The organism is Allobosea sp. 10L417, from assembly GCF_056395485.1.
Window position 1 is genome coordinate 929,859 of sequence record NZ_JBFTJP010000001.1, and the last position, 14,607, is coordinate 944,465.

The window sequence follows — 14,607 nt, forward strand, 5'->3', positions numbered from 1 at the left end:
ACGATGATCGGCAAGCTCAAGGGCCTGATCGATTCCTATGGCGAGGACCACGTCATCATCGACGTGCAGGGCGTCGGCTATGTCGTGCAGTGCTCGGCGCGCACTCTCCAACGCCTGCCCAAGCCGGGCGAGGCGGCGGCGCTCTCCATCGAGACCCATGTCCGCGAGGATGCGATCCGCCTCTACGGCTTCATGTCCGACGTCGAGCGCGATTGGTTCCGGCTGATGCAGGTGGTGCAGGGCGTCGGCGCCAAGGTCGCGCTCGCCATCCTCTCGACGCTCGATCCCGGCAGCCTCGCGACCGCCATCGCCACCAACGACAAGGCCGCGATCGCCCGCGCGCCCGGCGTCGGCCCCAAACTCGCCCAGCGCCTCTGCGCCGAGCTCAAGGACAAGGCGCCGGCCTTCGGCCATATCGACCCCGGGGTCGTCCAGCTTTCGGGCGCACTCGAAGATAGGAAGCTGCCGCAGCCCATCGCGGACGCCGTCTCGGCACTCGCCAATCTCGGCTATCCTCAGGCCCAGGCCGTGGTCGCCGTGGCCGCTGCCGCCAAGGCGGCCGGCGACGGTGCCGGCACGGCCCAGCTGATCAAGCTGGGTCTGAAGGAACTGGCGAAGTGAGCGCACCGCCCGACGAGCTGGAACTGCGCATCGTCACCGACAAGACCGAGCTGTGTCGCATCATGCTGGCGAGTTGGGGCTCGCACAGCATGATGATCGACCTGCATGTCTATGACGTCGCCGAGATCGACGCGCTCGGCTTGTTCGAGCCCGATGGCAGGACGGCGGCATTGGCGAGCTGGACGGCGAGAGGCGACACCGCCTATCTCTGCGCGCTCCATTCGCTCCGTCCCGGCGAAGGCGTGGCGATCCAGATGCTCGACGCCGTCATCGCGGCGGCACGGGCGGCGGGCGCGAAGAAGCTCAAGGCGATGCTGACCAACGACAACATGCCCGGCATGACCTTCTACCAGCGCCGCGGCTTTCGCCTTTCGGGGCTTTATCTCGAAGCCATCGACGCCTATCGCTCGGTCGTGCCGACGATCATCAAGACGGGATACAAGGACATTCCGATCCACGACGCGCTCGAACTGGAGATGGCGCTGTGAGCGACCCCAAGCGCTCCGGGTTGCTGACGGCCGAACGCCGCGACGACGACAGCGAAACCTCGCTGCGGCCGCTCTCGCTCGCAGATTTCACGGGCCAGGCGGCAGCACGCGCCAATCTCCAGGTCTTCATCAACGCCGCCAAAAGCCGGGGCGATGCGCTCGACCATGTTCTCTTCGTCGGGCCGCCCGGCCTCGGCAAGACGACGCTGGCGCAGATCGTGGCGCGCGAACTCGGCGTCAATTTCCGCTCGACTTCGGGGCCGGTCATCGCCAAGGCCGGCGACCTCGCCGCCCAGCTCACCAATCTCGAAGAGCGCGACGTGCTCTTCATCGACGAGATCCACCGCCTCAACCCGGCCGTGGAGGAAATCCTCTATCCGGCGATGGAGGACTACCAGCTCGACCTCATCATCGGCGAAGGCCCGGCGGCGCGCTCGGTCAAGATCGACCTGCCCAAGTTCACGCTCGTCGGCGCCACCACCCGCGCCGGCCTCCTGACGACGCCGCTGCGCGACCGCTTCGGCATCCCCATTCGCTTGCAGTTCTACACGGTCGAGGAACTGCAGGGCATCGTCGCCCGCGGCGCCCGCGTGCTCGGCGTGCCGATGTCCGACGACGGCGCCAACGAGATCGCCAAGCGCTCGCGCGGCACGCCGCGCATCGCCGGACGGCTGCTGCGCCGCGTACGCGATTTCGCCATCGTCGACGGCGACCCGATCGTCACCCGCAAGGTCGCCGACAAGGCGCTGTCGCTGCTCGACGTCGACGCCATCGGACTCGACCAGATGGACCGGCGGTATCTCACGACCGTCGCGATCAATTTCGGCGGCGGCCCGGTCGGGATCGAGACGATCGCGGCTTCGCTCTCGGAACCGCGCGACGCGATCGAGGAGATCATCGAGCCCTTCCTGCTCCAGCAGGGCTTCATCCAGCGCACGCCGCGCGGGCGGCTGCTGACCCCTCATGCCTTCCGCCATCTCGGCATGCCCGAGCCCTCACGCGAAGCGGCGCAGTTCGGGCTGTTCGGAAACGACGAGGACGAGGCGTGAAACGGCTCCTTTGGAATTTCGCGCTCGCGCTCGCCCTGACCGGCCTTTTCGCTGTCCTGGCGGTTTCGGCCAGAGCCGGCGACGATGTTCCGCGCGGGCCGGTGGAAGAAGGCTACGCCATCACGGCCAAAACGCTCGCAGCCAAGGGCAAGGCCCCGCCGCCGGCCTGGCGGCCGCCCCACCGTGACAAGCTGATGAGCAAGAGCCTGGCCGCGCTCTTCGCCCGCGACGACCTCTATCAGGATGAAAGCGGCGATATGGGCCAGATCGGCGCCGACCCCTTCCTCAACGGCCAGGATGGCGAGATCAAGAAGCTGAGCTTCGACACGATYCCCGTCGCGGCGGGCAAGGCGACCGTGCTGGCCAATTTCCGCAGCTTGGGCAAGCCCGTCACCGTCCAGTTCCAGGTGATCAGGGAGAATGGCGGCTGGCGCATCGACGACATCGTCAACCGTTTCGAGGGCAAGGATTATTCGATCCGCGAACAGCTTTCGCAGCCCTATGACTGCGGCTCCTTCATGAACAAGCCCTGCAAGCGCTGAGTGCTCGCAGGGCCTGAGACAACCGCGTCACCGGAACGCGCCGACTGATCAGCCGCTACGGCGCGCCATTTTCGCGCGCATCATGGCGGGGCGAGCACCGGCATCCTTGAGCGCGCCGGATTTCGCGGCCTTGGGATTCTCGACCGGCCGCATGCCCTTGCCGGCGGTGCGGCTCTTCGGGCGCTCCAGCGCGCTCTGGCGCTGCTTCAGGGCGAGTGCCTTGCGGGCGAGGCTGCGCTGGCTCGGCGCGCGCAGTTTCTCGGCCCGGCGGGTCTGCTCGGCCCCGACGCGCTTCAGCGCCACCGTCAGCGCATCGGCCTTGGCCTTGGTGCCCTGATTGTCCGAAGCCGGCCGCGTACCTTGCGGCGGCGCCTTGCCGCGGAACTCGCGGCGCTGCTGCCGGGCGATGTCTCGCGCGCGGTCGCGCTTCTCGCGCAGGATACGTGCGAGATCGCGCAGCCCGTCGTCCTTTTCGCCTGAAAGCTTGCCGCGCCGCGTGCGCCCCACAAGATCGAATTCGGATTTGTCGAGAAGTCGTTCGAGTGCCTTGGCCGATAACGACATGGATATCTCCGTAGCGTTGTTCCCCCGCCCCCGATCATGCGCCAGGCCACGCTTTTGTTCCCGCGGGTATTTGCTCGCGATGCGTCTCGCCTATATGCCGGCCTCCATGACCAGCCCCCATCAGATCACTGTCCGCGTCTATTATGAAGACACCGATTTCTCGGGCGTGGTCTACCATGCTTCCTATCTGCGCTTCATGGAGCGCGGGCGCACGGAGCTGATCCGCGCGCTCGGCATCGAGCAGCGCGAACTCTTCGACGGCGAGACCGCGCTGGGCTTTGCCGTGCGCAAGATGACGATCGACTTCCTGCGCCCCGCCGTGATGGATGACCTCCTCACCATCGAGACGCGCTGTGTCGTAGCGCGTGGCGCCACCATGGATCTGGAGCAGCGCGTGCTGCGCGGCGAGGAGGAGCTGATCACCGCCGGGGTGACTGTCGCCTGCGTCGGTGGCGGCCGGGCGCGGCGCATACCGGACGGCCTGCGCAAGCGCCTGATGCTCGACGTCTGACGATGCCGCATCCGCCCATCGACGCGGGGCCCGCCCGCATGTTAGCGCTCTTAACATGAGCTGGAAGCGCGACAGACCCGAAACGCCCCGCGGTTATCACCATGGCAACCTCAAGGAGGAACTGGTGCGGGCCGCGCTCGGGCTGATCGGCGAGAAGGGGCCGAACGGCTTCACCTTCGCCGAGGCCGCGCGCATGGCCGGTGTCAGCCCGGCCGCGCCTTATCGCCATTTCCGCGACCGCGACGAATTGCTGGCCGATGTCGCGGCGCGTGGCTTCCAGGCCTTCGAGGCCGCCCTCGCCCGCGCCTGGGATCAAGGCCGGCCCGATCCCGAAACCGCCTTCCACCGGCTGGGGCGCGCCTATCTCGCCTTCGCCCATGATGAACCGGCTTATTATTCGGCGATGTTCGAGGCGGGCGTGCCGCTCGATGCCAGCCCCGAGCTGCGTGCGGCGGCCGATCGGGCCTTTGCCGGTCTGCGCCAGGCGGCCGAGGCGCTGATCGCTCAACTGCCGCAGGGCGAGCGCCCGCCAGCCCTGATGATGGCACTGCATGTCTGGGCGATGTCGCACGGCGTCGCCGCCCTGTTCGGCCGCGCCGATGGCGGGCGCCGGCCCCTGCCGATGTCGGCGGCCGAGCTGCTGGAGGCCGGCATGCTGATATATCTCCAGGGCCTCGGCATCGGCCGCAAAGGCGCCGCCAAGCCCGACTAATTCTTTTCCGCGGGCCGACTTCTTGACAACCGGCAGTGTCGCGCGCATTTATGTAAATGTGATTTACATTCACGTCTTGTCATGAGAGGGAGCAATGCCGATCGTCGAGAAGTTGGACGAATATGGGAAGGGAGCCTGGATCGCCCTCGCGGTTCTCGGCTTCATCATGTTCTGGCCCCTGGGTCTGGCGACCCTGGCCTTTCTTTTCTGGAGTGGACGCATGGGTTGTGGGTACGCAGGAGACCGTTACGAGCACCGGATGAACCGCCTGCAGGACAAGATGGACCGCATGCGCGAGCGCATGGCCGGTCGTGACGGTCGCGGTTTCGGCGGCTTCGGCGGTTGGGGCCGCGGCGGCCCCTCCAGCGGCAACCGCGCCTTCGACGAGTACCGCGCCGAGACGCTGCGCCGGCTCGAAGACGAGCAGCGCGAGTTCCACGACTTCCTGGGCCGCCTGCGCATGGCCCGCGACAAGGCCGAGTTCGACCAGTTCATGGCCGACCGCCGCAACAACCCGCCGGCCAATCCTCCGGCCCAGCCTGACGCTGCCTGACGCGGCAGTTGAGCCGAGCCTCTATCCCGCCCGCCCCGGTCCGCCGGGGCGGGCTTTTCTTTTCGGCCGCGGCTTCGTCGCAACCATTCGCCAGGCGCCGGCGCGGCCGGACACGTCTCCTCGCCCAGGCAGTTCGGCCTGCCCCGCCCCCGGGGCAGGCGGCCCATGCGACCAAGACGCTATTTGAGCGTGATGTAGAAGGCTTCCTCGAAGCTGAGATCCACCATGTCGCCGCGCTTGAACTTCTGCAGCCGCGCCTTCACGGCAGGGTCGACCACGGTGATCGAGCGCGGACCGAAGGGGCCGACATAACTCACCACGCCGCTGGCCGCATCGAAGCGCTCGAACTTGGCCGTCAGCGTCACCGATCGGGCGACGAACCGCTCCGGCAGGTTCTGGAAAGTCGAGCTGGCTCCCATTTCCGTATAGGTGATCCCCGGCTTGGCCCCTCGCCGGTTCGGCCTGACCTCGACGACCACACCTTCGACACGGCTGATGTCGACCGAGTCGCCTTCCCGCAGATTTTCGAGATTGCCGAACACTGGCGGGACTTGAACAAGCCACCTGTAGCCGCGCTGCTCGACCGTTACCTCACGGTTGGGCCGATCGATCGACACGACACGGACATTGAGGCGCTCGATCTCGACGGGACCGACGCCTGCAACGATCACGGTTTGGCTGGTAACTTCGGGGTAGGTGGCGCAACCCGCCAGACCCGCCGCGATTGAAATGGCAACAATCAGACCAATGTGCTTCGACATAGGAAACCTCTCCGCTGAAAAAAGGCAACTCCGGGTCAATGCTGGTGTCTTGTCGCGGATGAATTCCGCGACGACAGTCGTAGAGCGTTCCGAGATAAGTTTCAGCCCCGATTCTTGCCTGTCGTGATTGCGGCCGCGCCCACCCGGGGCTCGGCGAACTCCGAGGGGCCGATTCGGCCCTGCCGGCCGAAGGGCGTCTCGGATGGCGCCGGCGGACCGCGCTCAGGGCGGATCGCGCGCCGTTTCCGGACATGTTCGCCGGGCCTTGTCTTCAGAACCCGCGTGCGACATCTGCAGGGAATGCTGGCCGCTACTTGCGGCGCAGCAGCGGAATCAAGCGCTCACGCCGTGATTGACGAGCGCTCCCCATCGCCGCCGGGGCCCGTCATCGCAGCATCGCACGGGGCGTATACCCGACATTAACCTTGCCGGATGCTTAACTCCTCTTGGAGCATGCGTTTCGTGGGAAACCCCGTTTCGGCCCATCTTTCGCCGAATTCGCGCGCGATTGACGGGGTACGGCATTTCCCCGATCGCGAAACGGGCGGCGGCGTGGGTCTCCTGCGACGCGAGCGGCGGGGTTTGGAGCCGGGGCTATGAGCCTTGCAGGTTCGGGCTACCGGCGTACCGCCTGGTTGAGAAGGATGACAGGATGAACCCCGCCGACGTCGCGCAGGCCGCGCCACAGATCGACATGTCGTTCTGGACGCTGTTCTGGCATGCCCACATCGTCGTCAAGCTGGTGATGATGGGCCTGATCGGCGCCTCGATCTGGTGCTGGTCGATCATCATCGACAAGACGCTGCTCTATCGGCGCACGCGGCGCGACATGGACGCCTTCGAGGAGGTGTTCTGGTCCGGCCGCTCGCTGGAGGAGCTCTATCGCGACCTCGCCGGCAAGCCGGTCAACGACATGGCTGCGGTCTTCGTAGCCGCGATGCGCGAGTGGAAACGATCCTTCGAGAACGGCGGCCGCTCCGTCGCCAGCCTCTCCCAGCGTATCGACAAGGTGCTCGACGTCACCATCCAGCGTGAGACCGAGCGGCTGGAATCGAAGCTCCTGGTGCTCTCCACCATCGCTTCGGCCGCCCCCTTCATCGGCCTCTTCGGCACGGTCTGGGGCATCATGCACTCCTTCACCGCCATCGCRGTCTCCAAGAATTCCTCCCTCGCAGTGGTCGCGCCCGGCATCGCCGAAGCGCTCTTCGCCACCGCGATCGGCCTCTTCGCCGCAATTCCCGCGCTGATGGCCTACAACAAGCTCCAGGCCGAGGTCGCCAAGGCTCAGGGCCGGCTCGAAGCCTTCGCCGACGAGTTCTCCGCGATCCTGTCGCGGCAGATCGACGAGCGGATGGCGGCGTGAGGGGCTGAATCATGGGCATGTCCGCCGCTACAGCCGCGAAGGGCGCCGGCCGCCGGGGCCGCCGCGGGCGCCGCCACGGCGCCATCGCCGAGATCAACATGACGCCGTTCATCGACGTCATGCTGGTGTTGCTCATCATCTTTATGGTCGCCGCGCCGCTGATCGCGACGGGCGTGCCGCTCGATCTGCCGCAGACCGGCGCCAAGCCGATCAATGTCGATCAGAAGCCGATCACCATCGCGATCGACAGCAAGGGGCAGATCTTCCTGCAGGACCAGCCGACGCTGGAGCCGGACCTTGTCAGCAAGCTGCAGGGCCTCGCCAAGCAGGGCTTCGACGAGCGCATCTATGTGCGCGGCGACAAGCAGGTGGATTACGGCCGGGTTGCTTCGGTGATGTCGACCATCACCTCGGCCGGCTTCAAGCGGGTCGCGCTGGTCACCGAGCCGGCGAGCCGCTGAGAGCGACGAGAAGTAAGGATGTTCAGGGCGTGAAGCTTACGACCTCCGAACCTGGCATGCTGGTGTCGGCGCTCGGCCACGTGACGGTCCTCGTCGCGGGGCTGCTGGCGTTTTCGGCGCCGACGCCGCTACCGGAGAACGAGGAGGCGATCGCCGTCGAGATCATCGATCCCAACGCGCTGAATCAGATTACGCGCGGCGAGCGCAGCGCCGAAAAGGTGCAGGCGCAGCCGACGCCGCGCGCCGAGCGCCAGTCCGACGTCGTCGAGCGCAAGGAGGCCGGCGAGGCCAAGACCGATACGCCTGCCCCGCCCTCGCGCCCGCCCGAGCTGAAGGTCGCCGAGGACAACGCCTCGACGCCGCCGCCGCCGGCCCGCCCGGTCGAATTGCCGAAGCCCGAAACCAAGCCGCCGGAGCCCGCCAAGCAGCCCCCGCAGAAAAGCGAGGCCGCGGCCGCTCGCGAAGCCGAGCAGAAGCGCGAGGAGCTGGCGAAGCTCGCCGAGGAGGCTGAGCTCGCCTCCAAGGCGAAGCAGGCCGAGGAGGCGGCGAAGGCCGCCGCCAAGGCCAAGGCGGAGGCCGAGGCCCAGGCTGCCAAGCGCGTCGCCGAAGCGAAGGCCAAGGCCGAGGCGCTCGCCAAGGCCGAAGCCGATAAGCAGGCCAAGGAGAACGCGGAAGCCGCCGCCAAGGCGAAGGCTGAGGCCGAGCAGAAGGCGAAGCTCGCCGCCGAAGCCAAGGCCAAGCAGGAGGCCGAGGCCAAGGCGAAGAAAGAGGCGCAGATCGCCAAGAACTTCAATGCAAGCGACATCGAGCGTCTGCTGCAGTCGAAGGAGAAGGCGCAGTCCTCTGGTTCATCGGCACCGCAGGTCAATCGCACCGCCTCGCTCGGTACTGAACGCGGCGCCGCGCAGAAACTCAGCCCCTCGCTGCGGGCCCAGCTCGTCGGCATCATCCAGGACCAGTTGCTGAAGTGCTGGAACGTGCCGATCGCGCTCGCCAACGCCCATGGCAACGGCAACATCGTTCCGTCCGTGCGGATGAAGCTCAACACCGACGGCTCGCTTGCCGGCCAGCCGGGCGTGATCAACTCCTCGTCCGACCCGCTCTTCCGTGTCGCCGCCGACTCGGCGCTGACCGCCACCCGCCGCTGCGCGCCTTTGCGCATTCCGGCTCAATTCGCCGCCTATTATGACGACTGGCGCGACGTCGTCGTCAATTTCGACGCAAGGGACGTCATGTGACCCCGATGATCGACATTAGCCCCCTCCCCTTCCTGACGGCCGCGCCGACGCGCCGCCGCCTCCTCGCCACAGCCGGCGCCGCCCTGATGGTGCCCGTCGCGGCCAAGGCCGAGCTCGTCATCGACCTGCGCGGCGGCGCCTTCCAGCCCATGCCGATCGCCATCGCCGATTTCGCCGGCGACGGCGGCGTCCTCGTCTCCGGCGTGATCACCAACAACCTCAAGCGCTGCGGCTACTTCACGCCGGTCGACAAGAGCCGCTTCCCGGAACCGAACCCGCCCTTCGACTCAGCACCCCGCTTCGACGCCTGGAAGGCCAGCGGCGTGCAGGCGCTCGTCACCGGCCGCGTCGCGCGCGAGGCCGGCCGCATCCGCGCAGAATTCCGGCTCTGGGACGTCGCGACCGGCACGCAGACCGACGGCCAGCAATACTTCACCGACCCGAGCAATGCCCGCCGCGTCGGCCACATCATCTCGGATGCGATCTTCAGCAAGGTCACCGGGCTCGGCGGCTTCTTCGACACCCGCGTCGTCTTCGTCGACGAATCTGGCCCGAAGGAGACGCGCCGCAAGCGCCTCGCCATCATGGACCAGGACGGCGCCAATGTGCGCTATCTCACCAATGGCGATACCTCGGTGGTGACGCCGCGCTATTCGCCGGTTTCGCAGGACGTCACCTTCATGTCGCAGCGCCAGGGCGAGCAGCCCCGCGTGCAGGTGTTGAACATCGAGACCGGCCAGCGCCAGATCGTCGGCAACTTCCCCGATATGAGCTCGAGCCCGCGCTTCGCGCCCAACGGCCAGCGGGTCGTGCTCTCGCTGCAGCAGGGCGGAAACGCCAATCTCTACGCCATCGACATCGGCTCGCGCTCGACGACGCGCCTGACCTCGACGGCGGCGATCGACACCTCGCCCTCCTACGCTCCCGACAGCTCCCGCATCGTCTTCGAGAGCGACCGCGGCGGCCAGCAGCAGCTTTACGTGATGTCGTCCGGCGGCGGCGACGCCCAGCGCATCTCCTTCGGCCAGGGCCGCTATTCGCAGCCTTCATGGTCGCCGCGCGGCGACCTCATCGCCTTCACCCGCCAGGGCAGCGGCGGCTTCGCCATCGGCGTCATGCGTCCGGACGGCTCGGGCGAGCGCATCCTGACCGAAGGCTTCCACAATGAAGCCCCCAACTGGGCTCCGAACGGCCAGTACCTGATGTTCTTCCGCGATCCGGGCGGACAATCCGGAGGGAAGCTTTACATGGTGGACATCACCGGCCGCGTCGAAGTTCCCGTCCCGACCCCGGCCTTCGCCTCCGACCCGACCTGGTCGCCGCTGCTGAGCGGCCAGCGCTGAAGCCAAAGCGAACGCCGCATCCGTTCTTCGCAAGCCGCCCGGCCTACGCCGGGCGGCTTTTTGATAGGGCGGTGGAAGGGGGAGCCCGGCGCAGCGGACGTCCGAATTGGATAGGGAGTTGACATTGCGGTGCTCCCCGTATGCACAAACTCCTGCCGGGCTTGGCCGGCAGGAGTGTTCGAAAGCGCGCATACTCGACAGGGACGATGATCGCCGGTGCCGTCGTTGCCTACTGCCCTTCGTGCGACCGCATGGCCGCGTCGATCTTCTCCTTTACCGCAGAAAGGTTGAAAGAGGCGGGTGCTTGCATGGGCGGAAACTCGATTGCGGTTCGCGCTAGGTCCGCCACCCGCTCCTGCACCTGCACGAAACGCCAAAATTCGCGCGCCATGAAGTCGTTCATGTAGCCGCCAGCCGCATTATTCAGCGTCTCGCCGCGGATCGACGGCGTCCGCTCGAAGGGATCCCAACGCAGGTTGACGATCGTCGGGAGATCAGTTGTCACCTTTTCACCGGGCCAGCCATATGGTTGCTGCATGAACTGAAACTTGAAGTCATCGATACGAATAGCGCCGAGATTTGCCTCGGAGAAGTAGAAGATCTCATGCCGCTTCGACGGGCCGGCAGCGGTCAACACATCCATCTGGTTGTAGCCGTCCAGATGGTTCTTGTAGCTCCGGTCGCCGAGCTGCACGCCGCGGAGAAGCTGCTCGGTGATATTCGGGTTTCCCGCAGCGGCCGCGAGCGTTGGCAGCCAGTCAAGGCCGGAGAAGATGCCGTTCTCGACCGTGCCTGGCTTGATCTTGCCTGGCCAGCGAATGAGGCAGGGCACACGGAAGCCGCCCTCATACGCGGTCCCCTTGGTGGCACGGAACGGCGTCATGCCGCCATCCGGCCAGGTGAACACTTCCGCGCCGTTGTCAGTGCTGAAGATGACGATGGTGTTGTCGGCAACGCCGATATCAGTGAGGTGCTTGAGCAGGTCGCCGACGTCGTCGTCAAGCTGCGCCATGCCCGCCTCTTCCAGACCGAGACCGCTCTGCGGGGTCATCTTCGCTTGATACTTCTGGGACAGATACGTGAAGATGTGCATGCGCGTCGTGTTATGCCAAATGAAGAATGGCTTTCCGGCCTGCTTCGCCTGGTCCATGAAACGCTTGCTGTTCTCGACCAGCACAGCATCGAATGTCTGCATATTGTACTTGGCTGGCCGACCCTTTTGCCAGTTCTGGTGATCAGCGCCCATCTCGGGGAAAGGTGGGAGCGGTCCTTCGTCCACGATCCGCTGTTTGCCGATCTTGCCCCAGCGCGGCATCACGGTGGGGTCGTCAGTATCGGTCGCGTAGGAATGTACGATGTTGCGCGGTCCGTACTTGTCGATCCAGTCCTGAGGATAACTGAACCAGTATGGATCCGACATAGCGTCGAGATGGTACAGGTAGCCGAAGAATTCGTCGAAGCCGTGCAGCGTTGGTAGATATTTGTTCAGGTCGCCCAGGTGGTTCTTGCCGAATTGTCCCGTCGCGTAACCCATTGATCTCAAGACGGTCGCTACCGTAACCGACTGTTCAGGCATGCCGACATCCGCGCCCGCCTGCCCCACGGTTGTGAGGCCGGTACGCAGCGGTATTTGTCCGGTGATGAAGTTGGCACGGCCGGCCGTGCAGCTTGCCTCCGCATAATAGTCGGTGAAGCGCATCCCCTCGGCGGCAATCCTATCCAGGTTCGGCGTTTTGCCGGCCATCATGCCCTGGTGATAGGCGCCGATGTTGAACCATCCGACATCGTCTCCCATGATGAACAGGATATTCGGCTTTTGGCCCGCCGCTTGCTGTGCCTGGGCGGTTCGAATTGAGGTGGCAGAGCCAAGAGCCGAAGCGGCGGCAATCGCGGTGCTGCCAAGCAGCAAGTTGCGACGATCGAGCAGGCGGATTTCCGGCTGAGAGCCGGTGTCTTCTTCCGGGGTGCGCGACATTTGATGCTCCCTCTTCACAAGATATTGAACCTCATGGTGCTGGGACGCTTACCGAGACAAAATGTTAGGAATCGACCAGGCAATACCGGGGGTGAAGCATCCCGTTGCGGCTATGCATCTTCGGAAATTCTGCTCAGGTTCGAGTATTCTAGCGCAGCGTGGCGGAAGGCGATTAAGCTAAGGTGCTCCCAGGGCAGCGAGCGCGCGCTGTTGCACGTCCGACTTTCCAGGAATTGGTGCCCGCCGACACGCACTCTCACGTTAGGGTTGATCGTCGCAGGATACTCCTGTTGCCGCCCCCCATCAACGCGTGGAGTTCGGCGGCGACTGACAGGGCAACAAGCCGCCTGACCTGATCTGGGGAGGGAGCGCCGCGACGATCTTCGTTCGCGCCTGGGAACCGTACTCTGGCCCAAGAACTCCTATTCTGGCTCCGTCAGGTACGCTGCAAATCGGATTGTCTGAACGCGGCCGTCCTAAACGCCAGAAAAGGGCCAAACCCGGTCGCCAGATACCGGTCTTTCAAATGTCTCAGATGGATTGGGAGCGGATGCGCCCCGGCCGATGTTCACGGCCGGCTTCCAGCGATCTCGAAAACCTGCTCCGACCGCCTGTGTCACCGAGGCCACAGCCGGGCGCACAAAGATCTTTCGCCATGATTGGTTAACCATACGCCGCAATGCCGCCACTTCGCCTTGTTCTGGCAAGGTCTCGTTTAGGTTGACGCTTCATTGATGGGAGCCACGCGAAGCCCTCTTCGAAGCGCGCCGCCACAAATTTTGATCGCCCGGAGTTCAGCCATGATGACCACTCTCTTCGCCGGCGGCCGTTCCGTCCGTTTCGCCGCTGCCATCGCCGCCACACTCGCGCTCGGCGCCTGCGCCAAGGACCAGAACGCCGACGCCTCGGGCTTCGGTGCCGGTGGCGCCGCCACGCCGGGCAGCGCGCAGGACTTCGTCGTCAATGTCGGCGACCGCGTCTTCTTCGAGACCGACTCGACCGACCTGACCTCGACCGCCACCGCCACCCTCGACAAGCAGGCCGGCTGGCTGCAGCGCTATCCGCGCTACACCTTCACGGTCGAGGGCCACGCCGACGAGCGCGGCACCCGCGAATACAACTATTCTCTCGGCGCCCGCCGCGCCCAGACGGTGCGCGACTACCTCGCCTCGCGCGGCATCCAGGCCAACCGCATGCGCACCATCTCCTATGGCAAGGAGCGCCCGGTCGCGGTTTGCAACGACATCTCCTGCTGGTCGCAGAACCGCCGCTCCGTCACGGTGCTGGACGGCGCCGGCGGCGCCCCGGGCGTCTGATCACGGCCTGAGCTGCATAAGAAAAAAGCCCCGGACGGCAACGTCCGGGGCTTTTCCATTATTGATGCCCGCATTCTCGGGCGGAGCGAAGCGCGGAGCAGAGAATTTCCAGCAGGACAAAACTGCGGAGCCTTCTTCGCTCGGAGATGCTCCGGTCAAGTCCGAGCACGACTCATGTTCATCAGCCCGCAACAGTCGGAAGCAGGCTCTTCGCGACGCCCTCGATCCGCTCGGCCGCTGCGACCAGGGCTTCCGCCGCGCGGTCCTCGACCTCGCTCAGGCGCTGGTCGGCTGCGCCCGCATCGCCCTGCGTCGCGGCGAGGTCGGATTCGATCTTCGCCAGCCGCTGCTTCAACTCATGGACCTCGTCGGCGACCATCAGCGCGGCCATGACATGCAGCCGCATGTCGCCGATCTCGCCGAAGGCCTGCCGCATCTCGCCGATCTTCTCGTCATAGAACTGAGCCAGCCCTTCGAGATGGGCTTCTTCGCCCTCGCCGCATGCCATGCGGTAGGCCTTGCCGGCGATCATGACGTTAACTTGCGGCATTCGTCCTCCTGCCTTCCGCTTTAGCTCGCCTCGTGCTCGGGTTCGGGCTCTGCCGGCTGCTGCGCCTGCACCCGCTCGATCACTGCGCTGATGACGTTCATCGCCCGCAGCAACCGCTGGTCGACATCGGCGGCCGCAGTCTCGACATGGCCGAGCCGCGCCATTGCACCGTCGAGATCGGCCGCGAGCCGTGCCCGGTCGTCCTGCATCAGCGCCAGCTCGGTTTCGAGATTGCCCCGGCCGCGTTCCGCCTCGATCCGCCGCCGCGCCGCCGCCTCGAGCTGCCCCAGAGCGCTGTCGAGGCGCGCCAGCGCATTGTCCAGCATCAGGCTCGCCACCATCGTTCTCCTTTCAGACCGAAGCCGGCTCACACGATTCGTGCCTGAATTTACAGCAAAATGCCGGAAAACAGGAATCGGTCTCAAGCTGCGGAATCGCGCCCCTACAAGGGCTTGCCCGCCGCGGCTGACGCGCCATCTGCGGAAAACCGCGGCAAAGCGGCGCCTGCGACCCTGAAAGCCTTCCTCCGCGAATTGACTCGAAGGGAGCGCCGGGCCTAA

17 protein-coding genes are annotated in these 14,607 nt (G+C 65.7%); 12 read left to right on the plus strand and 5 right to left on the minus strand.

Annotation, left to right across the window (positions count from 1 at the left end; all coding sequences use genetic code 11):
• The first annotated feature begins 3 nt into the window (after positions 1–3).
• The 4 genes from ruvA to AC1DE3_RS04750 are packed head-to-tail and all read left to right on the plus strand — an operon-like array spanning position 4 to position 2,700.
• On the plus strand, positions 4–621 hold the full coding sequence (ruvA, locus tag AC1DE3_RS04735) for a Holliday junction branch migration protein RuvA (RefSeq protein WP_441510187.1): 618 nt from the start codon (positions 4–6) through the stop codon (positions 619–621).
• Complete coding sequence (locus tag AC1DE3_RS04740; protein WP_476780351.1) at positions 618–1,109, plus strand: GNAT family N-acetyltransferase; 492 nt, start codon at positions 618–620, stop codon at positions 1,107–1,109. Before ruvA ends, AC1DE3_RS04740 begins: the two co-directional genes overlap by 4 nt.
• Positions 1,106–2,158, plus strand: a complete 1,053-nt coding sequence (ruvB, locus tag AC1DE3_RS04745; protein WP_476780350.1) for a Holliday junction branch migration DNA helicase RuvB — start codon at positions 1,106–1,108, stop codon at positions 2,156–2,158. The genes AC1DE3_RS04740 and ruvB overlap by 4 nt, the downstream gene beginning before the upstream one ends.
• Complete coding sequence (locus tag AC1DE3_RS04750) at positions 2,155–2,700, plus strand: DUF3828 domain-containing protein (RefSeq protein WP_476780349.1); 546 nt, start codon at positions 2,155–2,157, stop codon at positions 2,698–2,700. Before ruvB ends, AC1DE3_RS04750 begins: the two co-directional genes overlap by 4 nt.
• A gap of 48 nt (positions 2,701–2,748) precedes the next feature.
• Here AC1DE3_RS04750 and AC1DE3_RS04755 read toward each other — a convergent pair whose 3' ends face one another.
• Positions 2,749–3,264, minus strand: coding sequence for a hypothetical protein (locus AC1DE3_RS04755; RefSeq protein WP_476780348.1), 516 nt, complete (start codon positions 3,262–3,264; stop codon positions 2,749–2,751).
• Between the two features lie 106 nt (positions 3,265–3,370).
• On the opposite strand from AC1DE3_RS04755, the gene ybgC reads away from it, so the two are divergent.
• The 3 genes from ybgC to AC1DE3_RS04770 all read left to right on the plus strand — a co-directional run bounded on the left by ybgC (position 3,371) and on the right by AC1DE3_RS04770 (position 5,040).
• Complete coding sequence (gene ybgC, locus AC1DE3_RS04760; protein ID WP_476780347.1) at positions 3,371–3,775, plus strand: tol-pal system-associated acyl-CoA thioesterase; 405 nt, start codon at positions 3,371–3,373, stop codon at positions 3,773–3,775.
• A 55-nt stretch (positions 3,776–3,830) separates the two neighbouring features.
• Positions 3,831–4,487 (plus strand): TetR/AcrR family transcriptional regulator, encoded by a 657-nt coding sequence (locus AC1DE3_RS04765; protein WP_441510195.1) that lies wholly within the window; start codon positions 3,831–3,833, stop codon positions 4,485–4,487.
• Between the two features lie 94 nt (positions 4,488–4,581).
• On the plus strand, positions 4,582–5,040 hold the full coding sequence (locus tag AC1DE3_RS04770) for a DUF2852 domain-containing protein (protein ID WP_441510196.1): 459 nt from the start codon (positions 4,582–4,584) through the stop codon (positions 5,038–5,040).
• A gap of 179 nt (positions 5,041–5,219) precedes the next feature.
• Here AC1DE3_RS04770 and AC1DE3_RS04775 read toward each other — a convergent pair whose 3' ends face one another.
• Positions 5,220–5,801 (minus strand): hypothetical protein, encoded by a 582-nt coding sequence (locus tag AC1DE3_RS04775; protein WP_476780346.1) that lies wholly within the window; start codon positions 5,799–5,801, stop codon positions 5,220–5,222.
• A gap of 652 nt (positions 5,802–6,453) precedes the next feature.
• Between AC1DE3_RS04775 and tolQ the strand changes: the two genes are divergently transcribed.
• The 4 genes from tolQ to tolB all read left to right on the plus strand — a co-directional run bounded on the left by tolQ (position 6,454) and on the right by tolB (position 10,206).
• Positions 6,454–7,164 (plus strand): protein TolQ, encoded by a 711-nt coding sequence (gene tolQ, locus AC1DE3_RS04780; RefSeq protein ID WP_441510198.1) that lies wholly within the window; start codon positions 6,454–6,456, stop codon positions 7,162–7,164.
• An 11-nt stretch (positions 7,165–7,175) separates the two neighbouring features.
• On the plus strand, positions 7,176–7,625 hold the full coding sequence (gene tolR / locus AC1DE3_RS04785) for a protein TolR (RefSeq protein ID WP_441510199.1): 450 nt from the start codon (positions 7,176–7,178) through the stop codon (positions 7,623–7,625).
• Positions 7,626–7,654: 29 nt separating this feature from the next.
• Positions 7,655–8,863, plus strand: a complete 1,209-nt coding sequence (gene tolA, locus AC1DE3_RS04790; RefSeq protein WP_441510200.1) for a cell envelope integrity protein TolA — start codon at positions 7,655–7,657, stop codon at positions 8,861–8,863.
• Between the two features lie 86 nt (positions 8,864–8,949).
• Positions 8,950–10,206, plus strand: coding sequence for a Tol-Pal system beta propeller repeat protein TolB (tolB, locus tag AC1DE3_RS04795; RefSeq protein WP_476780370.1), 1,257 nt, complete (start codon positions 8,950–8,952; stop codon positions 10,204–10,206).
• Positions 10,207–10,435: 229 nt separating this feature from the next.
• Here tolB and AC1DE3_RS04800 read toward each other — a convergent pair whose 3' ends face one another.
• Positions 10,436–12,181 carry an arylsulfatase gene (locus AC1DE3_RS04800; RefSeq protein WP_476780345.1) on the minus strand — a complete coding sequence of 582 codons (1,746 nt, stop codon included), beginning with the start codon at positions 12,179–12,181 and terminating at the stop codon, positions 10,436–10,438.
• 803 nt (positions 12,182–12,984) lie between these two features.
• On the opposite strand from AC1DE3_RS04800, the gene pal reads away from it, so the two are divergent.
• On the plus strand, positions 12,985–13,497 hold the full coding sequence (pal, locus tag AC1DE3_RS04805; protein ID WP_441473018.1) for a peptidoglycan-associated lipoprotein Pal: 513 nt from the start codon (positions 12,985–12,987) through the stop codon (positions 13,495–13,497).
• 181 nt (positions 13,498–13,678) lie between these two features.
• On the opposite strand, the gene AC1DE3_RS04810 is transcribed toward pal, so the two are convergent.
• Both AC1DE3_RS04810 and AC1DE3_RS04815 read right to left on the minus strand, forming a co-directional pair.
• Positions 13,679–14,047 carry a cell division protein ZapA gene (locus AC1DE3_RS04810; protein WP_476780344.1) on the minus strand — a complete coding sequence of 123 codons (369 nt, stop codon included), beginning with the start codon at positions 14,045–14,047 and terminating at the stop codon, positions 13,679–13,681.
• Between the two features lie 20 nt (positions 14,048–14,067).
• Positions 14,068–14,385, minus strand: a complete 318-nt coding sequence (locus tag AC1DE3_RS04815; RefSeq protein ID WP_476796599.1) for a DUF4164 family protein — start codon at positions 14,383–14,385, stop codon at positions 14,068–14,070.
• Between the last annotated feature and the right edge of the window lie 222 nt (positions 14,386–14,607).